The following is a 24,303-nucleotide window of genomic DNA, read 5'->3' as shown; positions in this document are numbered from 1 at the left end:
GTCAAGGCGCCGCAGCCATTCTGAAATCTAGTGAGCTGGAGCGGCCAATGCCGCGGTCCGCTTCGATGGTTGCTTGGCGGCGGGCTTCGCCGCCGCGGGCTGCGCCGGGGCCGTGTCCCAGCCACCGGCGGGGGCCGGCACGTTGACCGCGTCGCTCGGTTGCGGCTCGGCGGTGAAGGTCTGGATCGCAAGCTTCGCCGCGGCCAGCGACTGCGGGTCGAGCCGCTTGGCGATGTCGTCGCGCTTGTGACCCGCGTCGGCGTCGCCCTGCGCAGCCGCGAGGCTGAACCACTTGAAGGATTCGGCGAGGTTCTGTTCGACGCCGATGCCGCGGGCATAGAGGATGCCGAGATTGACCTGGCTGTCGGCGACGCCGCGATCGGCCGCCTTGCGGAACCACTGCGCCGCGCTCTTGTAGTCAGCGCCCTTGCCGCCGCCATCGGCGTCGAGCACGGCGAGGTTATGCATCGCCTTGGCGCTGCCGCGCTCGGCGGCCTGCACGTAGTAGCGCCGCGCCATATCGAAGTCGCGCTTCACGCTAAGGCCCTTCTCGTAGAAGGTGCCGAGCCGGAACATCGCGGGCACCACGCCGGCCTGTGCCGCGCGGCCATACCATTTGGCGGCCTCGTCGAGATTGGCGGTCACGCCCTTGCCCTCGGCGAAGCGGATGCCGACCTCGTAGGCCGCGGCCGCATCGCCCTTGATCGCGGCCGTGCGCAATGCCGGCCCGCCGATCGCGTCGGGCAGCTTCTCGCCTGCGGGAATCTGGATCGTGCCGAGCTTGCCGCCAAGCGGCGGCGCGGTCGGAATTGTGCCGGTGATGTCGTTGGTTCCGGCCGGTGCCGCCGCGGCCGGAGCTGCTGACGGCACTGGAGCAGCGGCGGGCGCCGCGGCCTGCGGGATCGTGACCTGCGCGCTGTCGAGCGTGTTCGGCGCCGGCGTGTTGTTGGACTGGCGGCCGAGCGGGGTCGGCGAGGTCATCGACGGCACGGGCAGGCCAGACGGCGCGGCCGGTGCAGGCGCCGCGGAATTCTCGGCCGGCGGCTGCAGCGGCAGCGGGGGCGCGGCCGGCTCGCTGTGCTCGATCGCCGGCATCTGCGGCGCGGAGCTGGTGTCGAGCAGGTTCATCGCCATCTTGGCGGTAGAGAGCAGGATCACGACCACGCTCGCGCCGACCAGCAGCGAGCGGATCTTCGAGGTGATGGTCGACGGCTCGGCCTCCGACGCGCCAGTCGCAGGTGCACCGGCCTTTCCGGCTGCGGCCTTCGCGGCCTTGTCGGCCTTGTCCTTGGCCTTGGCTGCGGCCTTGCTCGCGGCGCGCGCCGCCTTCTCGTTGACGGGTTGCACGGCCGCGGCCTGCGCGGCGCGGCGCGCGGCGGCGATGAAGCTCGATGTCGAGACGGGCTCCTTCTTGCCGGCGGGAAGATCAGAGATCGCGCGCTCGGAATCCGCAATGCGCTCCGATGGCGACGACATGCGGCCCGAGGGGCGCGTGCCGGGCTCGAGCGGATGATCAGGCGGCAATTCCGGTGCGATCGCGGCGCGCGCGGACGCCGCGTGCGGTTCGAGGATCTCGCTGATCGCGCGCGGCGGTAGCGGCGGCGGCGCGGGCTCGACCGGCTGCGCGGCATGGAATTCGCGCGGCGCGGACATGAAGTGCTCCTGCGCCTGCGCAGGATTCGGCAATTCGGGCCTGTAAGCTTCAGGCTGATACGTTTCAGGCTTGTACGTTTCGGATCTGGGCTGCGGCATTGCCGCGCGCGGCATCTCCATCCGCGGTGCTTCCATCCGCGGCTCGGCCGGCGCGGGGGCGGGCGGAGCCGTGCGCACCGTGCGCAGATCGTTCTCGATCATCGCCAGGCGATCGACGACATGGCCGAGCGTGTTGTGAACGGTCTCCAGCGAATCCTGGGTGCGGCGATCGGTCTCCGACTGGCTGAAGCGGATGTCGGACAGCTCGCGCTTCACCAGGTCGACGATGCCGGTGTCCATCATCGGCTGCGGCGCGGCGCCATTGAAGTTGCGGGTGGCGTCGGCGAGCGAGGCGATGTGGGCGTGCTGCGCCTCGAGGTGCCGCATGATGTCATGCAGACCTTCCTCGACGCGGCCAAGATTGCCGGAGCGCTGGTCGGCGGACTCTAGCCGCTCGAGCAGATACGAGACGCGCTGCTCGAGATGCGTAAATGCCGATGAGCTGTCATTGCCGACCTGCAACCGGTCGATCCGCTCCGACAGAGCGCGCACCGCCCCTTCGATGGCATCGCCATTGTCGTAGCCGGCCGGCCGCTCGCGGCTTTCCAGCGTCGAGGCCAGCGCGGCAATGCGCTGCTCGATCCCGGCAAAGGCATCGCCGTGGGATTCGCTGCGCGACATCTGCGACAGCTGGTCGACCTTCGCCGACAGCGCGTGCACGTCGGAGGAGAGCTGCAGCAGCGCGTCGTTGGAGGCGACATTGGAAACGATGGCGCGCAGCGCCGCGATCGCGCTCTCGAGCTGATGCACGGTCGACGGATCGTCGTTGGCGCGCAGGATCATGTCGAGCTTGGCGCCGAGATTGCGGATCGCCTCGTCATAACCCGTGAGCTGCTCGGCCGGGGTCAGCGTGCGCAGCGCCTCGCGGATTTCCGACAGTGCGCGCTCGATGCCGGCGATCGCCGGGGCCTGGCCGTTGCTGCTGTCCTGGCGGATCTCGTCGATCCGGTGATGCAGCGAGCGGATCTCGTTCTCGATCGATTCAATCGCGCGGCGCGGCATCGCCTCGGTGATGACCTGGCGGATCTCCGCCAACTCGCCGCGGAAGGTCGCGATCGACTGCTCGATATGGTCGGGCCGCTGCAGCGCCTCGATCTGGCTCGTGATCTTGAGCAGATGGCGCTCGAGCGAGGAGAAGTCGGGGCCGGCGGGCGCGGCCGGCGGCGGCGTGTAGGCGGCCATCGGCGGGGCCGATGGCGGCATCGGCGGCGCGCTGCGCGGCGGCATCTGCCGTGATGCTGATGCGTCGAGTTCGTTCTGGCGTGCGGCGATTTCCGCGATCGCGGAATCGAACGACGCCGGGCTCAGCGGTGGCGAGGGGCGGTAGACCTGGGCTGCGGCGCGCTCGACCGCCTCGGTCTGGCGCAGCCGCTCCTGCAATTGGCGCTCCTGCGACTGGCGGTCCTGGACCTGGCGGTCCGGCATCTGCGGCTCGCGCTGCATCTGCGGTTCACGCACCGGCTGGGGCTGCGGCTCGCGCGCCGGCTGCGGCCGCGAGATCTGCGACAGCCGCGCGTCGAGGCGCGAGATCGCGTCGTTCAGCTGCCGCGCAACGGCGGGCTGGCCGCGCGGTATTTCGGCGCGCACGGCTTCGCCGCGCGACAATGGTTTTGCGATCTGTTCGATCTGGTGGGTGATGGCGTCGAGCCGCTGATGGATATCGGCGACCTCGCGGCTTTCCCGGCTCGGCATCGGCTGCTGCCGTTGCTCCATGCGCCAATCCGGCGGGCTCGGTTCGCCGACGGTGGAATTGAGCCAGTCGTTCAGCGACATGCCGGCGCGGCGCGCCGCCGCCTCTGCCCTTTCGCGGACGGAGGGATCGATGCCGTCAACACTCCACGATACGCGCGAATTCATGATTCCGTCCGGTCCCGACTCCGGCGCTACACCCTGCGCCCCGCAGCCTCCCCGCGCATTCCCGTTAAGAGACAATCGAATTCTGCGCTGGTCGTCTGCTTCAGCTGCTGACTTTTTCCCGTCACGGTAAATAACGGGTTAAGGAATGCGGCCGGCGGGCCTTAAAGTTAGGGAATCCGGGAACCTGTTGCGCCGGATCAGGACAGGGCTAGCGTTTTTCGGCGAAAAGGATTCCGCTTCGCGCGACCGCAGCACGCCGCGACCAGACTGAGATTGTTTCTAGCCGTTGCTCTCGCGCTTGCCGTCGTCGAGCGGCAGCACATTGCCGCGACCGGAGATCGCCGACAGCGCGTCGAGCGCCTCCTCGCACCACTCGATCACGACGCGCTCGTGGCGCATCCCGATGCGCAAGCCCAGCATCTTGCCGACATCGGCCGGCGGCGCGGTGCCGTCGGGAAAGCGCTTGTTGAGCAGGCGCTCGTAGCGCTCATAGCGGTCGCGGTGATGCTCGAGCCGCGCCATCAGGTCGGTGCGCAGCGGCTCGATGTCGACGCAGTCGAGCGCATAGAGCCGGACCAGCAGGTCGTCCTTGATCGACGGCGGAACGCTCGGCCGCGCCGCCCAATGCTTCAGCGCCGCGCGGCCCTCGGGCGTCAGGGTGTAGACCAGCTTGTTGGGTTTGCCCGACTGCACCACCTCGCGGCCCTGGACGTGGCCCTTGTCGCGCAGCCGCGAGAGCTCCCGGTAGATCTGCTGATGGTCGGCCTTCCAGAAAAAGCCGATCGAGGCATCGAACGTCTTGGCGAGCTCATAGCCTGTCATCGGACGTTCCGTGAGGCATGCGAGGATTGCGTCACCGAGTGCCAACGCCCACCTCCATCTGAGTTCCCGACAAGACCGTTCTGAAGTTCGCTTGACTTTATGCATTACTGTGCATATGCGTCAATATGCATATCGTGATCGGCGTGCCGCCTTGTCGCGCGCGCCGGTGTTCAGACTTCCCAACCCCCGCCGCAGGAGACGTCCGAATGAGCAAGCCGGGCCTCGACAAGTGGTACGCCTACATGAAGTCCCACGACACCGCCGCTTTGTGGGATCTGCTGCATCCCGATGCGGTGTTCGAAAGTCCGGTCGTGCACACGCCGCAGCGCGGCCGCGACATCACCTTCAAATATCTCACCAGCGCCGCCAAGGTTCTCGGCGGCCCGACCTTCAAGTATCTGGGTGAGTGGCGCAACGACACCGGCGCGGTGCTCGAGTTCGAGAACGAGATCGACGGCATCAAGCTCAACGGCGTCGACATCATCACCTTAGATGGTGACGGCCGGATCACGCATTTCAAGGTGATGGTGCGTCCGCTCAAGGCGATCAACCTGCTGCATCGGCTGATGGGCGAGCAGTTGATGCAGCAAAGCGGCGCAACGTCGCAATCACAGTCTCGATAGGACCTGCCGCGGACCTCCGGAACCGGATAAGGTCCGCTCCAACAAACCAACGACAAAGCTGCGCCAGCGTCAGTCGCACATGCGACCACGGCCAGCCGGGAGACCAGCATGCCAACCTACAAAGCCCCCGTTGAAGACGTCAGCTTTCTGCTGAACGACGTTTTCCAGATCGATCGCTACGGCAATCTTCCCGGCTTCACCGACGCGTCGGCCGATGTGCGCGAGGCGATCCTCGGCGAGGCCGCCAAGCTTAGCGAGGAAGTGCTGCAGCCGCTCAACCGGGTCGGCGATCTCGAAGGCTGCAAGCGCAGTGACGACGGCAACGTCACCACGCCGAAAGGGTTCAAGGACGCCTTCAAGCAGGTCGCCGAAGGCGGCTGGCTCGGCCTGGCGGCGCCGACTGAGTATGGCGGCCAGGGCCTGCCGGTGACGCTCTCGCAGGTGGTCGGCGAATTCCAGATCTCCGCCAACATGGCGTTCTCGATGTATGGCGGCCTCACCATGGGCGCGACCGCGGCGCTGCTGGTGCACGGCACGCCCGAGCAGAAGAAGACCTATGTGCCGAAGATGGTCGCCGGCGAGTGGACCGGCACCATGAACCTGACCGAGCCGCAGTGCGGCACCGATCTCGGCCTGCTCCGCACCAAGGCGGTGCGCCAGGCCGACGGCAGCTTCAAGATCACGGGCACCAAGATCTTCATCTCCGCCGGCGAGCACGACCTCACTGAGAACATCATCCATCTGGTGCTTGCTCGCGTCGAGGGCGCGCCGGCCGGCATCAAGGGTGTGTCGCTGTTCGTGGTGCCGAAGGTGCTGGTCAATGCCGACGGCTCGCTCGGACAGCGCAACGGCGTCACCTGCGGCTCGATCGAGCACAAGATGGGCATCCACGGCAATTCCACCTGTGTGATGAACTACGACAACGCCACCGGCTGGCTGATCGGCGAAGAGAACAAGGGCATGCAGGGCATGTTCGTGATGATGAACGAGGCCCGCCTCGGCGTTGCGGTGCAGGGCCTCGCGCAGTCCGAAGTCGCCTATCAGAACGCGGTTGCCTATGCACGCGAGCGCCTGCAGGGCCGCGCGCTGACCGGCGTCAAGGCGGCCGACAAGCCAGCCGACCCGATCATCGTGCATCCCGACGTCCGCCGTACCCTGCTGACCATCCGCGCCTTCAACGAGGCGGCGCGCGCCATGGTGGTGTGGACCGCGCTGAAGAGCGACGTCGCGCATCGTTCCCAGGACCCCAAGGATCGCCAGGCCGCTGACGATCACATGGGCCTGATGACGCCGGTGCTGAAGGGCGTGCTGACCGACACCGGGTTTGCCAACACCGTCTCGGCGCAGCAGATGTTCGGAGGCCACGGCTATATCGCCGAGCACGGCATGGAGCAGTTCGTGCGCGATGCGCGGATCGCGATGATCTATGAGGGCGCCAACGGCATCCAGGCGCTCGACCTGGTCGGCCGCAAGCTGCCACGCGACGGCGGCCGCGCCGCGATGGCGTTCTTCGGCGAGGTCACGGCCTTCGCCAAGGAGCACGGCGCCGACGAAGCGATGAAGCCGTTCGTTGCTCCGCTTTCCGCCGCGCTCGGCCATCTGCAGCAGGCCACCGGCTGGCTGATGCAGAACGCGCTTGCCAAGCCCGACAATGCCGGCGCCGCCGCGACCGACTACATGAAATTGTTCGGCCTGGTCGCGCTCGGCTATATGTGGGCGAAGATGGCCAGGGTGGCGCAGGACAAGATCGCCGCCGGCACGACGCCCTACCTCAACACCAAGCTCGTCACCGGCCGCTTCTTCATGGAGCGGCTGCTGCCGGAGACCGCCGTGCACCTGGCGCGGATCCAGAGCGGCAGCGCCACCACGATGGAACTGGCTGCGGAAGCGTTCTGAAAAATTGCCGCCGCACCCCGTGCGGCGGCGCTTCCTTCCGTTATATATTATGATCCTCATATCAAGGAGGGCGTCATGCCTGAGGCATACATCTACGATCACGTTCGTACCCCGCGCGGCCGCGGCAAGGCCGATGGCGCGCTCCACGAGGTCACCGCGCTGGCGCTCGCCACGGCGCCGCTGACGGCGCTCAAAGAGCGCAACAATCTTCCCGAAAACTCCGTCGACGACGTCGTGCTCGGCGTGGTCGATCCGGTCGGCGAGGCCGGTTCCGACATCGCCCGCTTCGCGGCGCTGAAGGCCGGTCTCGGCGAGAAGGTGCCGGGCGTGCAGATCAGCCGCTTCTGCGCCTCCGGCCTCGATGCCGTGAACTTTGCCGCGGCCCAGATCATGAGCGGCCAGCATGAGCTCGTGATCGGCGGCGGCGCGGAATCGATGAGCCGCGTCGGTATCGGCGCCTCCGGCGGCGCCTGGCCGATGGATCCCTCGATGGCGGTGCCGGCCTATTTCATGCCGCAGGGCATCTCGGCCGACCTGATCGCGACCAAGTACGGTTTTTCGCGCGATGATGTCGATGCCTATGCCGTGCAGAGCCAGCAGCGCGCCGCCAAGGCCTGGGACGAGGGCCGCTTCAAGAACTCTGTCGTCCCGGTCAAGGACGTCAACGGCCTGACCATCCTCGCCAGGGACGAGCACATGCGCCCGACCACGACGATGCAGTCGCTGGCGCAGCTGCAGCCGTCCTTCGCGGCGCTGGCGGCGATGGCCGGCTTCGACGCGGTGGCAATCCAGTCGCATCCTGAGGTCGAGAAAGTCAATTACGTGCATCACGCCGGCAACTCTTCCGGCATCGTCGATGGAGCCGGCGCGGTGCTGCTCGGCAGCAAGGAGGCCGGCGCGAAGCACGGCCTGAAGCCGCGGGCAAGGATCCGCGCCTTCGCCAATATCGGCTCGGAGCCCGCGATGATGCTGACCGGCCCGGTCGACGTCACCGAAAAGCTGTTCGAGCGCTCCGGCATGAAGAAGTCGGACATCGACCTGTTCGAGCTCAACGAGGCCTTCGCCTCGGTGGTGCTGCGCTACATCCAGGCCTTCGACATCGACAACGCCAGGATCAACGTCAATGGCGGCGCAATCGCGCTCGGCCATCCGCTCGGCGCGACCGGCGCGATGATCCTCGGCACCGTGCTCGACGAGCTCGAGCGCACCAACAAGGAAACGGCGCTGGTGACGCTGTGCATCGGCGGCGGCATGGGCACCGCCACCATCATCGAGCGGGTGTGACGGCCGTGGGTCGTAGGGCGGGTTAGCCGAAGGCGTAACCCACCACGCCACCCCGAAGAAAACGGTGGGTCACGCTTCGCTAACCCACCCTACGAAATCGAGACGCAACCGCCGCGCCTGGGATCGGCCGCTGGCACCGAGGGAGCAAGAGATGACCTACAAGAATTTCAAGTTCGAAGTCGACGCCGACGGCATTGCGCTGGTCACCTGGGATATCCCTGATCGTTCGATGAACGTGTTCGACGATCTCTCGACCCAGGAGATCGGCGAGATCATCAAGCAGACGACCGGCGACGCAGCGATCAAGGGCGTCGTGATCACCTCGGCCAAGGAGGCGTTCTGCGCCGGCGCCGACCTCTCGATGCTCGAGGGCATGAACCGCAGCTATGCGCAGCTTCTCAAGGAGAAGGGCGAGGAAGCCGCCAACCAGATGCTGTTCGAGCAGAGCCGCCAGATGTCGCAGGCGTTTCGCGCGATCGAGACCTCGGGCAAGCCTTGGGTCGCCGCGATCAACGGCCTCGCGCTCGGCGGCGGCTTCGAGATCACGCTGGCCTGTCACTACCGCGTCGCGGCCGATAATCCGAAGACCCGGCTCGGCCTGCCGGAAATCAAGGTCGGCCTGTTCCCCGGCGCCGGCGGCACCCAGCGCGTGCCGCGCCTGGTGCAGCCGCAGGATGCGATGACGCTGCTGCTCAAGGGCGAGGCGGTCAAGGTCGATCGGGCCAAGGCGCTCAATCTGATTCACGCCGTCGTGCCGGCGGCCGACCTGATCAAGGCCGCCAAGGACTGGATCAAGGGCGGCGGCAAGGCGGTCGCGCCGTGGGACGAGAAGAGTTTCAAGCTGCCCGGCGGTCTGGTGTTCTCCAAGGCCGGCATGCAGATGTTCCCGGCCGGCAACGCGATCTATCGCCGCGAGACCTACGACAATTATCCGGCCGCGCGCGCCATCATGAGCTGCGTCTATGAAGGCCTGCAGCTGCCGATCGACGCCGCGTTGCGCGTCGAGTCGCGTTACTTCACGAAAGTGCTGCGCTCGAAGGAAGCGGCGGCGATGATCCGCTCGCTGTTCCTGTCGATGCAGGAATTGAACAAGGGCGCGCGCCGTCCGGCGGGCGTGCCGCCGACCAAGGTGAAGAAGCTCGCCGTGATCGGCGCCGGCTTCATGGGCGCCAGCGTCGGTTATGTCTCGGCGCAGGCCGGCATCGACGTCGTGCTTGTCGATCGCGACCAGGAGAGCGCCGACAAGGGCAAGGGCCACGCCAAAACCGTGGTCGACGGGCAGGTGGCGAAGGGACGCATGAAGCAGGAGGCCGGCGACGCCATCCTGGCGCGCATCTCGGCAACATCTGATTACAACGCGGTCTCGGACTGCGACCTGGTCATCGAGGCCGTGTTCGAGGACCGCAAGGTCAAGGCCGACACCTATGCCAAGGCGCAGCCGCTGTTGAAGGCGGACGCGATCTTCGCCTCCAACACCTCGACCCTGCCGATCAATTCGCTGGCCGAGGAGTTCAAGGACCAGGGCAAGTTCATCGGCATCCACTTCTTCTCGCCGGTCGAGAAGATGATGCTGGTCGAGATCATCCTGGGCAAGAACACCGGCGACGTCGCGCTGGCGACGGCGCTCGACTATGTCCGTGCGATCGGCAAGACGCCCATTGTTGTGAACGATTCCCGCGGCTTCTTCGCCAACCGCTGCGTGATGCGCTACATCTCCGAAGGCAACGAGATGCTGCTCGAAGGCGTGCCGCCGGCGATGATCGAGAACACCGCCAAGATGGCCGGCATGCCGGTCGGGCCGCTGTCGCTGCAGGACGAGGTCGCGCTCGACCTCGGGCTGAAGATCACCAAGGCGACCGAGGCCGATCTCGGCCCCAACGCGATCGACCAGGCGCAGAAGAAGCTGATGGTCGAGATGGTCGAGAAGCAGGGCCGCTTCGGCCGCAAGAACGGCAAGGGCTTCTACGACTATCCGGAGAAGGGCAAGGGTCAGAAGAGCCTGTGGCCGGGGCTCGCCGGCCTGCAGCCGAAGCGGCTCGATCCCGACACACTCAGCGTCGAGGAGCTGAAGCAACGCTTCCTGGTGGTGCAGGCGGTGGAAGCCGCGCGCACCGTCGAGGACCACGTCATCACCGACGTGCGCGAGGCCGATGTCGGCTCGATCCTGGGCTTCGGCTTCGCGCCGTTCACCGGTGGTGCGCTGTCCTATATCGACTTCATGGGCACCAAGAACTTCGTCGCGCTCTGCCACGCCTTCGAGAAGAAGTACGGTTCGCGCTTCACGCCGCCGAAACTGCTCGAGGAGATGGCGGCCAAGGGCGAAACCTTCTACGGCCGCTTCCCGCCGAAGAAGCAGGCGGCGTAAGCCTTCGTCGCGTTCCAAATCGCGACAGGATCAGGCCGGGTCATCGATCCGACTTGATCCCGTTACGTGACGGTCACGCCGGTCAAACTCCCGCCACGCTTGCTCCGCACTGCCACCACGCTGCTGGCATCACTCTTGCTGGGTGATCGTCAAGTCGATCACCGGGGTCGATCGTCAAGTCGATCGCCGGGTTGATCGAAGACGATCACCGAGGACGATCGCCAAAGGCGATCGTCGGGACGACGATCAGCATCAAGGGTGGGCGGGCGATGAGTTCTGCGTTCAAGGAAGGTGCCGCCGGAACCGCGGATAGACACGCGTTGCTGCCGCGGCCGCGCCGGATTTCCCTTCGGCTGCGTGGCAAAGGCCCGCTGTGGACCGGCCTGGTGCTACTTTTTCTGGCGGCGGATCTGATGCTCGCGGTGGCCGCCTGGCACGCCGTCGATTTCTTCCGCAACTGAGCCGTCAGCCTCCGGCGACAGCAAGGCGCCGGCGAGATAGGCGAGTTGGCTGAACGCGAGGCAGGCGACGACGAGCGGAGCGCCGGTGGCAAACGAGAAGCCGTCGGATTGGAGCATGACCGCCGCGAGCACCGCGATCAGCGGTGACACCAGCATCAACGTCCAAACCCGAAAATACAAACTGGTTGCCAGCCCAACGAGGGTGCTGGTCAACAAAAGGGTAAAGGCGATCGTCACATTTTTAGACCAGTTGGAGCGGAGGGCGCGCCGCAGGTCATAGTCGGTCAGTTGGATCGCGCGAACAAGGACAGCAACGCCCTCAGCCGGAAGTACACCGACTTAGCATTAATCGGTACAATGCGGGTTAAATTGAGACGTTCCACCTTCGGTTGCCGAAAGTAGGCTAGCGGCCACAAAAAAGAGCCGGATCGGCGATCCGGCTCTTTGTCGACTGTGGTGTGCCAGGCTCAGGCCGCCTTCAGCAGGCCTTCCTTCTTCAGCGCTTCCTGCACCTTCGGGCGCGCCGCGACGCGGGCCTTGTAGGCCGTCACATTGGGCAAGCCGGAGAAGTCGAAGCCGAGCCGGTCGTTCGCCCACATCATCATCGTGAAGAGGTAGCCGTCGGCGACCGTGAACTGGTTGCCCATCAGGTATTCGCGTCCGGTAAGCTGGCTCTCGACATATTTGAACTTGCCCATGGCGCGGTCCTTGAAGAAGGCCTTGGCGTCGTCGGCGAGGGCCGGCGCGAACATTGGGCCGAGATTCTTGTGCAGCTCGGTCGTGATGTAGTTCAGCCATTCGAGCAGCTTGTAGCGCTCGTTGGAGTCGCGGGCCGGCGCCAGCTTCCGGTCGGCGACCCTGTCGGCGATCATCTGGATGATGATCGGCCCTTCGGTGACCATCTCGCCGCTATCCAGCGCCAGCGCGGGCACCTGACCCTTGGGGTTCACTTGCAGGAAATCGTCGCCGTTTTCGAGCTTTTTGGCCCGCAGATCGACCTTGACCAGGTCGTAGGGCAGCCCGGCTTCGAGCAGGGCGATGTGGGGGGAGAGGGAGCAGGCACCGGGGGAGTAATAAAGCTTCATGGGGGTATTCCTTCCCTTGTTCTTGGCGTCCGGAGAGGGATTGCCAACATGCACCTGCATGAAATAGTCAAGATTGATGCAGATGCATTCAGTGCGGTACACTGGTTCCGGGACCTTATGAGCTAGACCATGAAACGCAAGCTATCGAGCGAGGCGACCGCCGCCTGGATCCGCCTGATGCGGGTGCCGAGCCGGGTGCTGGACTGCGTCGAGCAGGATCTGAAGAAGGCCGGCTTTCCGCCGCTCGCCTGGTATGACGCCTTGCTCGAGCTGTCGCGCGCGCCGTCCGGCGAGCTGCGCCCGGTCGAGCTCGAGCGGCAGATGCTGATTCCGCAATATTCGACGTCGCGGCTGATCGACAAGCTGGTCGACGAGGGACTTGCCGCGCGGCGCGAATGCAAGATCGACAAGCGCGGCCAGTTCGTCGAGATCACCGAGGCTGGACGCGAGCTCCAGAAGAAGATGTGGAGCGCCTATTCGGCCGCGATCGACAAGCATGTCGGCTCGAAATTATCCGATGCCGACGCGGCCCGGCTGTGCGGTCTGCTCGACCGTCTCGGCTGCTCCTGCGGCGACGCCAAAAGCGACGCCAAGAATGAGACCAAGAACGATAGCAAGGCTGCGCCTGCCCGAGACGGCGCGCCTGCCCGATGATAGTCCTGATCCCATCATCCGCAGCCGTTGTGGCTCGCGGATGTCCCTGCCACCGCGCGCGTTCGATCGAAGCGCCCTTGAGTTGGATTTCGTATGGCGCGTGACCAGATCGACATGACGCCGCTGCAGTCGCGCGACGAACTCGTGGCGTGGCTTGAAGCCGGCGTGAAACCCGAATCCGAGTTCCGGATCGGCACCGAGCATGAGAAGACACCGTTCACGCTCGAGGGCCACCAGCCCGTGCCCTATGAAGGCGCGAAGGGCATCGGCGCGCTGCTCGAGGGCATGAAGCTCCTGCTCGGCTGGGAGCCGATCATGGAGCGCGGCAACATCATCGGGCTCTATGACGTGACCGGCGGCGGCGCGATTTCGCTCGAGCCGGGCGGCCAGTTCGAATTGTCGGGCGCGCCGGTCGAGACCGTGCATCAGACCCAGTCGGAGCTGATGGCGCATCTGGCACAGGTGCGGGAGATCGCGACCCCGCTCGGCATCGGCTTCCTCGGTCTCGGCATGACGCCGTCCTGGTCGCGGGCGCAGATCCCCGTGATGCCGAAGGGGCGCTACAAGATCATGAGAAACTACATGCCGAAGGTCGGCAAGTACGGCCTCGACATGATGTTCCGGACTTGCACGGTTCAGACCAATCTCGACTTCTCCTCCGAAGCCGACATGGTGAAGAAGCTGCGCGTGTCGCTGGCGCTGCAGCCGATCGCGACCGCGCTGTTCGCCAACTCGCCGTTCACCGAGGGCAAGCCCAACGGCTTCCTGTCGTTCCGCTCCGAGATCTGGCGCGACACCGACAATGCGCGCTCCGGCATGGTGCCGTTCGCGTTCGAGGACGGCATGGGCTTCGAGCGCTATGTCGATTATGCGCTCGACGTTCCGATGTATTTCGTCAAGCGCGGCGAGGAATATATCGACGTCGCCGGTTCCTCGTTCCGGGATTTCTTCGCCGGCAAGAATGCCGTCTTGCCCGGCGAGCGCCCGACCTTGTCGGACTGGGCCAATCACCTCTCGACGATCTTCCCCGAGGTGCGCCTGAAGCGTTATCTCGAAATGCGCGGCGCCGACGGCGTGCCGTGGGGCCGGCTGCCGGCGCTGCCGGCGTTCTGGGTCGGGCTGCTCTACGACAATGACAGCCTCGATGCCGCCTGGGACATCGTCCGGCACTGGACCGCGCCGGAGCGGCAGGCGCTGCGTGACGACGTGCCGCGTTTCGGCTTCAAGGCCCGGATCAAGGACCGCTATCTGTTCGAGATCGCCAAGGAGTGCCTGATCCTGTCGCATGCCGGATTGCGGCGGCGCGGCCGGATCGATCATCTCGGGCGCGACGAAAGCCGCTTCCTCGAACCGCTCGAGCGCATCATCGAGACCGGCCGCTCGCCGGCGGAGGAGATGCTGGAGAAGTTCAACGGTCCCTGGAAGGGCTCGGTGGAGCCGGCCTATCAGGAATACGCCTTCTAATCCCTGGCTAACCCCGATCCGGGCTCGAAACGCGCGCGGACGGCGGTGGTGTCGCACCGGCCGTTCATCAGCCGTACAGGTTCATGGCGTTCAAATGACGGCCCGCGGGATGCGCGGGGCTGCGCGAATTTGAAAGCAATCTCATGGGGATAGGCCGCCTCTTTAGGGCGTCTGTGGTGATGTTCGCGGTTTTTGCCGCGGCTTTCGTCGCGCGCCCGGCATTGGCGCAGACCAATTTCGACCGTCCTGGCGGCGACTATCTGAACGCGCCGGTGACGTCGGGCGATCCCGCCGATTGCGCGCTCACCTGCGAGCGCGACCGCCGCTGCCGTGCCTGGAGCTTCAGCTATCCGAACGACGTCAACAATGGCGCGGTGTGCTGGCTGAAGAATAGCGTGCCGCCGCGGGTGCAGGACAATTGCTGCGTGTCCGGAGTGCGCGGCGCGGGCGTGGTCGAACCGCGCAACGGCGCTATCGAAACCTCGATCGACCGCCTCGGCGGCGACTACAAGAATTTCGAGTTGAAGAGCAGCGACGGCGACGAGGCCTGCCAGGCCGCCTGCACCGCCGACAACAAGTGCCGCGCCTGGACCTACGCCCGGCCCGGCTATGCCGGCCGCGACGCGCATTGCTTCCTGAAGAAAGACATCAAGCCGCCGCGCCGCAAGGCGGGGTTCACCTCGGGCGTGGTGCGGTGACGCCGGTTCTCTCCACACGTCGTCCCGGCCTTGAGCCGGGACCCATAACCACAAATGCCGGTGTTTCGCGACGCTGGGGCCTCGATCCCGCCTGCAATTTCCTCCGGTGGTTATGGGTCCCTGCTTTCGCAGGGACGACAGGCTAACCCTGAGCCGCCAGCACGGTGATCTCCGGCCACAGCGCCTTCCGCCGCGCTGTCTTCGTCGCGTAGTTTGCCGCGGAAAATTCGAGGTCCGGTTCGGCCGCACGATCATGTCAGCCACATCGTCGAAACCGCTCGGCGCATAGACGTCGTAGCCGCTGGCGCTGCGGCTGATGCCGATCCGCGTGTTCTCGGTGAGGAAGCGATCGATGCCGTCGCTCGAACGCGACAGCGCGGGGTAGGGCAGGCCGTGTTTGCCGGGATACCAGAGATGGACGCGGGCCTGGTTGCGCGCCTCGATCGCGACACCGAGATGGCCGAGCCGCGCCTTGAGGTCGCGGATCACAGCGTCCTCGGCCTCCCACGACGTATCCGGATCGAAATAGAAGATGTCGTAGTCGCTGATGCTGTGATCGACCGGCCGGTTGGTCAGCACGTTCCACACGGTCTGCACCAGGCAGCCGGCCACCAGCCAGGCATCGGGCAAAGCGAGGCGGTGCAGCTCGTCGGCTATCGCTTGATTGGCCGGGTTGCGGAGCGCAGCCGTGAGGAATCCGTCTTGCGTCACGACGAGGCGGTCGCGTCGTAGTCCCTGACTGCCTTCTTCGACGCCAGCGTGCGCCAATGCCGGCGCAGCAGCGGCTCGACGGTCTGACGCCTGGCCTTCGACAGGCGGATCAGCACCATCGGGTAGTCGCGGTAGTGATCGGTGAAATAGAACACTTTGGGCTGGCTTTCGACCAGTATGTCGCGCTCATCCGGCGGCACGCCCGGCATCACCAGGCTGTCGCCGTCCTCCTTGAGCCGCGCCAGCATCTTCTTGCGCACCTTCAGCGCCGGCGTACCGTAGGAAGAGCCGTCCTCGACCTCCGGCCACGCCAGCACCATGGGTCCTGACGTCGTCGAAGGTCACGGTTGGTGAGCTCACTGCACCGAGGTGAAGAAGCGCGCGAGGCGGAAGCCGGACAGCCAGGTCCAGACCGGCTGGCTGCGGATGCCCATGTCCCAGGAGCCGACCACTGCGTCGGCGCGGCCGATCAGATTGTCGATCGGCAGGAGGCCGACGCCGCCGTCGCGCACCGGCACGCGGCTGTCGGCGGAATTGTCCCTGTTGTCGCCGAGCACGAACAGATTGCCGGGAGGCACCGTCACCTCTTGCGTGTTGTCGAGCCGGCCATTGTCGCGGATCTTGAAGATCGCATGGCTAACGCCGTTCGGCAGCGTCTCGATATAGCGATAGGCCTCCTCGCCGCCGCCGCGATCGTCTTCGGCAAAGCCGGTGCCGTCGGGCTTCAGCGCCGCCGGATGATCGTTGATGAAGAGCTGACCCTGCCGCATCTGGATGCGATCGCCGGGCAGCCCGACCACACGCTTGACCCAGGCTTGCGAGCGGTCGCCCGGCCAGCGGAACACGACGACGTCGCCGCGCTTCGGCGTCTCGCCGAACACCCGGCCGGTTTCCGGCAGCGTGATCTGGATCGGCAGCGACGCCGCGCCGTAGCCATAGGGAAATTTCGAGGCGACCAGCGCGTCGCCGATCAACAGCGTCGGTTCCATCGATCCCGACGGCACGTAAAATGGCTCGGCGATCGCGCCCTTGGCGAGGAACACGACGGCCACGATCGCGGCCAGCTGCACGGCCTGTCCGCGCCAGCTGGTCGGCTTGGCCGTCACGACTTCGTTTCCGCTGCTCACTAGCCCGTTCCTCCGACCGTAATCCGTTCCATCCGCAGCGTCGGCTGACCGACGCCGACCGGCACGCCCTGGCCGTTCTTGCCGCAGGTGCCGATTCCCGTATCGAGCGCAAGATCGTTGCCGATCATGGTGATCCTGTGGAGATCGGTCGGTCCATTGCCGATCAGCATGGCGCCCTTCAGCGGCGCGCCGAGCTTGCCGTTCTCGATCTTGTAGGCCTCGGTGCACTGGAACACGTACTTGCCCGAGGTGATGTCGACCTGGCCGCCGCCGAAATTGGCGGCATACATGCCGTTCTTCACCGAGGCGAGGATCTCGGCCGGGTCGCGGTCGCCCGACAGCATGTAGGTGTTGGTCATGCGCGGCATCGGCACATGGGCATAGCTCTGCCGCCGTCCGTTGCCGGTCGGCTTCATGCCCATCAGCCGGGCATTCTGGCGGTCCTGCATGTAGCCGACCAGGACGCCGTCCTCGATCAGCACGGTGCGGTTGGTCGGCGTGCCCTCGTCGTCAATGGACAGAGAACCGCGGCGTGACGCCATGGTGCCGTCGTCGACCACCGTGACCCCCTTGGCCGCGACCTGCTTGCCCATCAGGCCCGCGAAAGCCGAGGTCTGCTTGCGGTTGAAGTCGCCCTCGAGCCCATGGCCGACGGCTTCATGCAGCATCACGCCGGGCCAGCCGGCGCCGAGCACCACGTCCATCTCGCCGGCCGGCGCCGGCACCGATTCGAGATTGACCAGCGCCTCGCGCAGCGCGCCGTCGGCGGCGTCGCGCCAGGCCTTGGTCTCGATGAAGCGCGCATAGCCTTCGCGGCCGCCATAGCCCTTGCTGCCGCTCTCCTGCCGGTCGCCCTGGCCGGCGACCACGGAAACGTTGATGCGCACCAACGGGCGGATGTCGCGATAGCTCTCGCCATCGGGCCGCAGGATTTCCACCACCTGCCAGGTCGCAGTCAGGCTGGCCGAGACCTGCCGCACCCGCGGGTCCTTGTCCCTGACATAGGCGTCGATCTCGCCGAGCAGCTTGACCTTGGCCTCGAAGGCCGGCCCGTCCAGCGGGTTCTCGTCACCATAAAGCTTGATGTTGGTGTGGGCCGGCGCCGCGGCGAAGCTGCCGGCATAGCCGCCGCGCACCGCCGCCACCGCATCCGCGGCGCGGATCAGCGCCGGGATCGACACGTCGGAGGAATGCGCATAGCCGACCGCGTCGTCCTTGACCGCGCGCAGGCCAAAGCCCTGCGAGGTGTCGTAGGTCGCCTGCTTCAGCCGGCCGTTGTCGAACACCAGCGCCTCGGTCTGCCCGTACTCCAGGAACAACTCGCCGTCGTCGGCGCCTTCAAGCCCCCGCGCCACCTCGCGGCGGACGGCATCGCGGTCCAGATTGGCGCGGTCGATCAGGGAGGTCGTGGCAGGATTGGTCATGGTCACTCCGACGCAGTGCGATTCCTTGGCGATTCCTCGTCATCCTTGCCTGAAGCGCGGCTGATTGCCAGTGCGGAACGAGCAGCAGGGATTTCGGGCAAATGAAGCAGAAACGAGCGCAACACTCATCTCACAACCCGGAAACCTGTGCCGGTCCCGGTTCAGACCCGGATGGCCACTGTCAAAGATAGTGTTTGGGGTGGCAAACCGGGAGAGCCCGCGGCTATGCCGTTGATCACGGCAGGCTATCGAGTTCCTCACCTTGTCGTCATCAGAGCATGATCCGGAAAAGTGCGAAGCGGTTTTCCGAAAAGATCGTGCTTAAACAAAGAGCTAAAGCGCGATGACGGTTCAACCTGAACTCATCGCGCTTGAGAGCGCCGATCCGCCTTGAGCGGCTGGTCTTCCGGCACGTCGCCATCGCTCGACGGCTCGGGCTTCGGCTGCGCGGCTCCCTGCGCCGAGGTCGGGAAACCATGCTCCTGGGCCCAGCGGTACAGCTCATCGAACACCGGTTTGAGCGCCCTGGCGGACGGCGTCATCTCGTACTCAACCCGCGGCGGCACCTCGGGATAGACCGTGCGCTTGACGAGGCCATTGGCCTCGAGGTCGCGGAGCTGGGTGGTCAGCATGTGCTGGGTCACGCCGGGGATCGACTGCCGCAATTCGCCGAACCGCCGCTTGCGGTCGACCAATTGCCAGAGGATGTCGCCCTTCCATTTTCCGGCCAGCACCGAAAGCGCCCGATGAAATTGCGCCGACAGGTCGCCGTTGCACGGTTCGGATGCCGCCGGAGGCTCGGCGGGCTCATTAGTCAGTTTTTTCATACTGCCTCACAAAAAGCATCCTACTTGTTCTTTTCATCTTACTCCCGAATTTAGTGCACCGGAAGAAGCGGGCCTGCCGCCGAATGGAGAGATGGGCGCGCGTTGGGGTCGATTCGAACAATCTCGGGAGAGATCAATGTCAGTTGCTGTTGCCTCGGCGCCGTCGCGCTGGAAATCCGTCACGCTGTGGGTGGTCAGGGGTTTGCTTGCGCTGGCCTTTGCCGCCGCCGGCGGCGCCAAGCTCTATGGCGTGCCGATGCTGGTCGAGGAATTCCAGCATATCGGGCTCGGCCAGTGGTTCCGCTATCTCACGGGATCGCTGGAGCTGTTCGGCGCCCTCCTGATCCTGGTGCCTTCGCTCGCAGCCTTCGGCGGCCTGCTGCTCGGCTGCATCATGGTCGGCGCGACCATCACCCATCTGTTCGTGATCGGCGGCTCGCCGGTGCCCGCCCTCGTGCTGCTGACGTTGAGCGCGATCGTCGCCTACACCAAGCGCAGCCAGTTCGCCTTGCTCGCGATCGCGCCGTGAGGAGGCCGCGGTGCGCCTCTCTCGCAGCACACTGACGGTCGCAACCGGGCTGGTGCTGGCACTCGTGGTGCCGTTCGCCGCGACATTGCTGCTCACCGGATCGGTTGCGGCGGTCTCGAAGCCCGAGTCCACAAGGCAGGCCGTGCAGCCGCGCATGCATCGCCTGGTGCTGCCGATCAACTCCGACGATCCGACCACGATGCGGGCGCTGATCTCGACCGCGCTCAACCTCCCGAAATATTATCAGGAGCGCAACGAGCCGTTCGAGATCGAAATCGTCGCCTACAATGCCGGCGTCCACATGCTGCGCGCCGATACCTCGCCGGTAAAGGATTTGCTGCGGGTGGTGCGTGGGCTCACGCCCGGCATCCGCTTCGTGGTCTGCGAAGCCACCAAGCTCGGCATGGAGCGCGCCGAGGGCCATCCGCTCGTCCTGCTCGACAATGTCGATCTGGTGCCGAACGGGCCCGGACGCATCATCGAATTGCAGGAAGCCGGCTGGTCCTACATCCGGTCGTGAGCAATGCGGCGATCAAGCCAGGCGGAGACCCCATCATGATGTCAGTTCGCGCGCCAACCCGCCGCGCCATCGTCGCCGGCATGCTTGGCGCCGGCGCCTCGCTCGCGATGCCGGCACCACCGGTGCGCGCAGCGTCCGGCGGACCGCCGCCGTTCGGCACCATCCGCCACCAGTTCACGCAGGTTCAAGGCGCCCGCCGGGTGCCGCCGGTCGCGATTCCCGCACTCGCCGGCGGCGCGATCGATCTCACCTCGTTCAAGGGCAGGATGGTGCTGGTGAACTTCTGGGCCACATGGTGCGCAGCGTGCCGGACCGAGCTGCCGATGCTGGACCGGCTCGCCGCCAGCGGCCGCAGCGATCTCGCGGTCATTGCGATCAGTACCGACCGCAACCGCGCGCTGGTGCCGCCCTACGTCAAGCAGTTCAAGCTGCATCGTCTAGCGATCGGCTTCGATCCAGGCGGCCTCGTCTCGCGCGTCGATGCCGCCGAGCTCGACACGCCATTCGCGCTCTACGGCATGCCGATCTCGTTCCTGATCGGCGTCAGCGGACAGGTCGAGGGCTATATGACGGGAGAGGCGGACTGGCTGTCCGCGGAGGCGGGCGGGTTGTTTGATTATTATGCGGGTGGTGCGCGGTAGGCTCGGCTACGGCAGCTTGTCATACCCTTCGCCCAGCCCATTCAGGCTGAGCGGAAACCCGATCCCCTCTTCCGGCGTCTCGAAAATAATGAACGTCGCGGTCTTCGCGTTCTTCAACTGGCCGAGCAGCTTGTCGTCCATCACGACCTCGGCGACGCAGCCGTTGGGCAGGCAGCGGACAAAACCGGCGCGGCCGACGTCCTGGTTGTCGAGCTTGAGGCCGAGGCCGGAGGGCAGCAGCACGCCGAGCGGCGCGACCACGCGCATCAGGCGGCTCTTCTGGTCGGCGGTCTTCAGCACGATCACGGTCAGGCCGGCGTTGGAGCGGTCTTCCGCTACCACGCTCTGGATCAGCGCGCATTGCTCGGCCTGGGCGCCGGGCGGGGTGTCGCAGCGGATCTGCCAGTCGCCATGGACCGAGCGTACCGCGCCCTGCGCGTTTGCCGCCTGGGTCAGGCCGAAACTGAGGGCCAGAAACAGCAGCCCGCTGAGCCAACCGGCCTTCGGTCTTACCTGAATGTTCGAAGCGCCCATCCGGGTCGATCCTTTGATTGTTCGGTCGGTCCAGCCGTCGAGGCCGCCGGTAGCACGCATCAGTCGACTGATACCGCAATAGGGCGCCTTGAAGGCGATGTTGAAGCCATTCCCGCGCCGGATTGGGGCGGCCCGCAGCGAATCAGGTTCCTGTGGGCTGCCCTGCCTGTGCGTACATCCGGTAATCCCCCTGTCAACTGTGTGCGGCCGTGTTTCGGCGACTTTCGCTTGATTTTGCGGGAAAAATCGCAAGCGGCAGGTTCATCGCAGGCGCATGGCTTTCGGCCCCACTACTGCATTGCGAGCGCCTGCGAATTATGGTTTGAGAGGCTGGATTTCGACGCGTTCTAGCGATCTGGCTCCCGTACCCACCTTGACTCGTAGACGGGTATGTCCGGAAGGCCATTTGTCAGGGCGGATCGTGCTGCATTTCCGGTCAAGTGCCGGAGGTGTTTTGGGGAATTATCAAGGGAGCGCGAACGGCATGAAGATGTCGATTGGCCGGTTGGGCAGGCAGTTGCTGGGTTTGGCGGTGGCGGGGATGGCGTCAGTCGCCGCGGGATCGGCCTCCGCCGAGATGGGACAGCCGGCGCCGTGGGAGCACACGCTGCAGGAAGCCGCGACCCCGGTGATGGAGAACATCATCTGGTTCCACAATTTCCTGCTGGTGCTGATCACCGTGATCACGCTGTTCGTGCTGGCGCTGCTGATCATCGTGGTGGTGAAGTTCAACGCCAAGGCCAACCCGGTCCCCTCCCGGACTACCCACAACACCCTGATCGAAGTGGCCTGGACGCTGATCCCGGTCCTGATTCTGGTCGGCATCGCGGTGCCGTCGTTCCGCCTGCTGTTCCTGGAGCTCGACGTGCCGAAGCCGGACCTCACCGTGAAGGTCACCGGCAAGCAGTGGTATTGGTCCTACGCCTACCCGGATAACGGCAAGTTCGAGTTCGACTCGCTGCTCGATAAGGACAAGCAGCCCCGCCTGCTCGGCGTCGACAACGAGATGGTGGTCCCGGTCAACAAGGTGGTGCGGATCCAGACCACCGGTGCCGACGTGATCCACTCCTTCGCTGTGCCGGCCTTCGGCGTGAAGATCGACTCGGTCCCCGGCCGCCTCAACGAGAGCTGGTTCAAGGCCACCAAGACCGGCGTGTTCTACGGCCAGTGCTCGGAACTGTGCGGCAAGGACCATGCCTTCATGCCGATCGCGGTGCGGGTCGTCAGCGACCAGGAATTCGCGACCTGGGTCGAGGGGGCGAAGAAGAAGTTTGCGACCAACCCGGCGAATTCCTACGCCTCGGCTGGTCAGGCGGCGCAGTAAGCCGGGACGGCTTGCGGCGCGGGATGGAATAAGGGCGACGGGACCGCAAGGTCCAAGAGGGACTGCAAGGCAGGATTTTGAACATGGCGACAGGCGCAGCGACACACGACGATCACGCCCATGATGATCACGCCCACCATCCGACCGGATGGCGGCGCTATCTCTACTCCACGAACCACAAGGACATCGGTACGATGTACCTGGTCTTTGCGGTGATCGCGGGCATCATCGGCGCCGCGATGTCGATCGCGATCCGTGCCGAGTTGATGTATCCGGGCGTCCAGATATTCCACGAGACGCACACCTATAACGTGTTCGTGACCTCGCACGGTCTGATCATGATCTTCTTCATGGTCATGCCGGCGATGATCGGCGGGTTCGGCAACTGGATGGTACCGCTGATGATCGGCGCGCCTGATATGGCGTTCCCGCGCATGAACAACATCTCGTTCTGGCTGCTGCCGGCCTCGTTCGCGCTGCTCCTGATGTCGACCTTCGTCGAGGGTGAGCCGGGCGCCAACGGCGTCGGCGCGGGCTGGACCATCTACGCGCCGCTGTCGACCTCGGGCCATCCGGGTCCGGCGGTCGATTTCGCGATCCTGTCGCTGCATCTGGCCGGTGCGTCGTCGATCCTCGGCGCCATCAACTTCATCACCACGATCTTCAACATGCGCGCGCCAGGCATGACCCTGCACAAGATGCCGCTGTTCGTGTGGTCGATCCTGGTGACGGTGTTCCTGCTTCTGCTGTCGCTGCCGGTGCTCGCCGGTGCGATCACCATGCTGCTGACCGACCGCAATTTCGGCACCGCCTTCTTTGCCGCCGACGGCGGCGGCGACCCGGTGCTGTTCCAGCATCTGTTCTGGTTCTTCGGCCACCCCGAAGTGTACATCCTGATCCTGCCGGCCTTCGGCATGGTCAGCCAGATCGTCTCCACCTTCTCGCGCAAGCCGGTGTTCGGCTATCTCGGCATGGCCTACGCCATGGTCGCGATCGGCGGCATCGGCTTCGTGGTGTGGGCGCACCACATGTACACCGTCGGCATGTCGTCGGCGACGCAGGCCTATTTCGTCGCCGCCACGATGGTGATCGCGGTGCCGACCGGCGTGAAGATCTTCTCCTGGATCGCCACGATGTGGGGCGGCTCGATCGAGTTCAAGGCGCCGATGATCTGGGCGATCGGCTTCATCTTCCTGTTCACCGTCGGCGGCGTCACCGGCGTGGTGCTGGCCAATGCCGGCGTCGACCGAGTGCTGCAGGACACTTACTACGTGGTGGCGCACTTTCACTACGTGCTGTCGCTCGGCGCCGTGTTCGGCATCTTCGCCGGCTGGTACTACTGGTTCCCGAAGATGTTCGGCTACATGTACTCGGAGACCATCGCCAAGGCGCACTTCTGGTTCACCTTCATCGGCGTCAACTTGGTGTTCTTCCCGCAGCACTTCCTCGGCCTGTCGGGCATGCCGCGCCGCTATGTCGACTATCCGGATGCGTTCGCCGGCTGGAACCTGATCTCCTCCTGGGGCTCCTACATCTCCGGCATCGGCGTGCTGATCTTCATCTACGGCGTGATCGATGCCTTCGTCCGCAAGGAGCAGGCCGCGAACAATCCGTGGGGCGCGGGTGCGACCACGCTGGAGTGGACGCTGACCTCGCCGCCGCCGTTCCACCAGTTCGAAGTGCTGCCGCGCGTGCAGTAATTCCA

20 protein-coding genes and 2 pseudogenes are annotated in these 24,303 nt (G+C 65.5%); 12 read left to right on the top strand and 10 right to left on the bottom strand.

The genetic code is table 11. The features are described from left to right. Positions 1-27 precede the first annotated feature (27 nt). Both K359_RS0101910 and K359_RS0101905 read right to left on the bottom strand, forming a co-directional pair. Entirely contained in the window at positions 28-3,609 is a 3,582-nt protein-coding gene (locus K359_RS0101910; RefSeq protein ID WP_029077817.1) for a tetratricopeptide repeat protein, read from the bottom strand. A 279-nt stretch (positions 3,610-3,888) separates the two neighbouring features. After that, a complete protein-coding gene (locus K359_RS0101905; RefSeq protein ID WP_029077816.1) occupies positions 3,889-4,476 on the bottom strand; it encodes a PadR family transcriptional regulator in 588 nt (195 codons plus the stop codon). Between the two features lie 161 nt (positions 4,477-4,637). Here K359_RS0101905 and K359_RS0101900 point away from each other — a divergent pair, with 161 nt between their 5' ends. The 4 genes from K359_RS0101900 to K359_RS0101885 all read left to right on the top strand — a co-directional run bounded on the left by K359_RS0101900 (position 4,638) and on the right by K359_RS0101885 (position 10,599). Then, positions 4,638-5,054, top strand: a complete 417-nt coding sequence (locus tag K359_RS0101900; RefSeq protein ID WP_029077815.1) for a nuclear transport factor 2 family protein — start codon at positions 4,638-4,640, stop codon at positions 5,052-5,054. Between the two features lie 108 nt (positions 5,055-5,162). Then, positions 5,163-6,950: an acyl-CoA dehydrogenase C-terminal domain-containing protein gene (locus tag K359_RS0101895; protein WP_029077814.1), complete on the top strand. Its 1,788-nt coding sequence runs from the start codon at positions 5,163-5,165 to the stop codon at positions 6,948-6,950. A 75-nt stretch (positions 6,951-7,025) separates the two neighbouring features. Then, complete coding sequence (locus K359_RS0101890; RefSeq protein ID WP_029077813.1) at positions 7,026-8,234, top strand: acetyl-CoA C-acetyltransferase; 1,209 nt, start codon at positions 7,026-7,028, stop codon at positions 8,232-8,234. A gap of 151 nt (positions 8,235-8,385) precedes the next feature. After that, positions 8,386-10,599 carry a 3-hydroxyacyl-CoA dehydrogenase NAD-binding domain-containing protein gene (locus K359_RS0101885; RefSeq protein ID WP_029077812.1) on the top strand — a complete coding sequence of 738 codons (2,214 nt, stop codon included), beginning with the start codon at positions 8,386-8,388 and terminating at the stop codon, positions 10,597-10,599. A gap of 389 nt (positions 10,600-10,988) precedes the next feature. On the opposite strand, the gene K359_RS0101880 is transcribed toward K359_RS0101885, so the two are convergent. Both K359_RS0101880 and gstA read right to left on the bottom strand, forming a co-directional pair. Beyond that, complete coding sequence (locus tag K359_RS0101880; RefSeq protein ID WP_224741895.1) at positions 10,989-11,297, bottom strand: hypothetical protein; 309 nt, start codon at positions 11,295-11,297, stop codon at positions 10,989-10,991. 230 nt (positions 11,298-11,527) lie between these two features. Next, positions 11,528-12,145 (bottom strand): glutathione transferase GstA, encoded by a 618-nt coding sequence (gene gstA / locus K359_RS0101875; RefSeq protein ID WP_029077810.1) that lies wholly within the window; start codon positions 12,143-12,145, stop codon positions 11,528-11,530. Positions 12,146-12,274: 129 nt separating this feature from the next. On the opposite strand from gstA, the gene K359_RS0101870 reads away from it, so the two are divergent. The 3 genes from K359_RS0101870 (at position 12,275) to K359_RS0101860 (ending at position 14,961) form a co-directional block, all read left to right on the top strand. Then, positions 12,275-12,799: a MarR family winged helix-turn-helix transcriptional regulator gene (locus K359_RS0101870; RefSeq protein ID WP_029077809.1), complete on the top strand. Its 525-nt coding sequence runs from the start codon at positions 12,275-12,277 to the stop codon at positions 12,797-12,799. A gap of 93 nt (positions 12,800-12,892) precedes the next feature. Then, positions 12,893-14,263 carry a glutamate--cysteine ligase gene (locus tag K359_RS0101865; protein ID WP_029077808.1) on the top strand — a complete coding sequence of 457 codons (1,371 nt, stop codon included), beginning with the start codon at positions 12,893-12,895 and terminating at the stop codon, positions 14,261-14,263. A 143-nt stretch (positions 14,264-14,406) separates the two neighbouring features. After that, positions 14,407-14,961, top strand: coding sequence for a PAN domain-containing protein (locus tag K359_RS0101860; RefSeq protein ID WP_029077807.1), 555 nt, complete (start codon positions 14,407-14,409; stop codon positions 14,959-14,961). Positions 14,962-15,103: 142 nt separating this feature from the next. Here K359_RS0101860 and K359_RS58530 read toward each other — a convergent pair. The 5 genes and pseudogenes from K359_RS58530 to K359_RS50860 form a co-directional block, all read right to left on the bottom strand. Then, positions 15,104-15,672 (bottom strand): annotated as a pseudogene (locus tag K359_RS58530) (nucleotidyltransferase family protein). Next, positions 15,669-16,017: pseudogene (locus tag K359_RS0101850) on the bottom strand (MmcQ/YjbR family DNA-binding protein). The pseudogenes K359_RS58530 and K359_RS0101850 overlap by 4 nt, the downstream one beginning before the upstream one ends. A gap of 11 nt (positions 16,018-16,028) precedes the next feature. After that, positions 16,029-16,799, bottom strand: a complete 771-nt coding sequence (gene lepB / locus K359_RS0101845; RefSeq protein WP_029077804.1) for a signal peptidase I — start codon at positions 16,797-16,799, stop codon at positions 16,029-16,031. Beyond that, positions 16,799-18,223 (bottom strand): metalloprotease TldD, encoded by a 1,425-nt coding sequence (tldD, locus tag K359_RS0101840; protein ID WP_029077803.1) that lies wholly within the window; start codon positions 18,221-18,223, stop codon positions 16,799-16,801. The genes lepB and tldD overlap by 1 nt, the downstream gene beginning before the upstream one ends. Before the next feature lie 362 nt (positions 18,224-18,585). After that, positions 18,586-19,050, bottom strand: a complete 465-nt coding sequence (locus tag K359_RS50860; protein WP_063618900.1) for a helix-turn-helix domain-containing protein — start codon at positions 19,048-19,050, stop codon at positions 18,586-18,588. 136 nt (positions 19,051-19,186) lie between these two features. On the opposite strand from K359_RS50860, the gene K359_RS0101830 reads away from it, so the two are divergent. The 3 genes from K359_RS0101830 to K359_RS0101820 are packed head-to-tail and all read left to right on the top strand — an operon-like array spanning position 19,187 to position 20,740. Further along, complete coding sequence (locus K359_RS0101830; protein WP_029077802.1) at positions 19,187-19,579, top strand: DoxX family protein; 393 nt, start codon at positions 19,187-19,189, stop codon at positions 19,577-19,579. Positions 19,580-19,589: 10 nt separating this feature from the next. After that, entirely contained in the window at positions 19,590-20,099 is a 510-nt protein-coding gene (locus K359_RS0101825; RefSeq protein WP_029077801.1) for a DsrE family protein, read from the top strand. 35 nt (positions 20,100-20,134) lie between these two features. Continuing rightward, positions 20,135-20,740 (top strand): TlpA disulfide reductase family protein, encoded by a 606-nt coding sequence (locus K359_RS0101820; protein ID WP_035975906.1) that lies wholly within the window; start codon positions 20,135-20,137, stop codon positions 20,738-20,740. Between the two features lie 6 nt (positions 20,741-20,746). Here K359_RS0101820 and K359_RS0101815 read toward each other — a convergent pair whose 3' ends face one another. After that, positions 20,747-21,274 (bottom strand): invasion associated locus B family protein, encoded by a 528-nt coding sequence (locus K359_RS0101815; RefSeq protein ID WP_029077799.1) that lies wholly within the window; start codon positions 21,272-21,274, stop codon positions 20,747-20,749. 484 nt (positions 21,275-21,758) lie between these two features. Between K359_RS0101815 and coxB the strand changes: the two genes are divergently transcribed. Continuing rightward, entirely contained in the window at positions 21,759-22,598 is an 840-nt protein-coding gene (gene coxB / locus K359_RS0101810; protein ID WP_029077798.1) for a cytochrome c oxidase subunit II, read from the top strand. 83 nt (positions 22,599-22,681) lie between these two features. After that, complete coding sequence (gene ctaD, locus K359_RS0101805) at positions 22,682-24,298, top strand: cytochrome c oxidase subunit I (RefSeq protein WP_029077797.1); 1,617 nt, start codon at positions 22,682-22,684, stop codon at positions 24,296-24,298. The last annotated feature ends 5 nt before the right edge of the window (positions 24,299-24,303 follow it).

The sequence above is a fragment of the Bradyrhizobium sp. th-b2 genome (assembly GCF_000426785.1).
GTDB classification, from domain to species: Bacteria; Pseudomonadota; Alphaproteobacteria; order Rhizobiales; family Xanthobacteraceae; genus Bradyrhizobium; species Bradyrhizobium septentrionale.
This window is presented reverse-complemented; position numbering and strand designations above follow the sequence as displayed.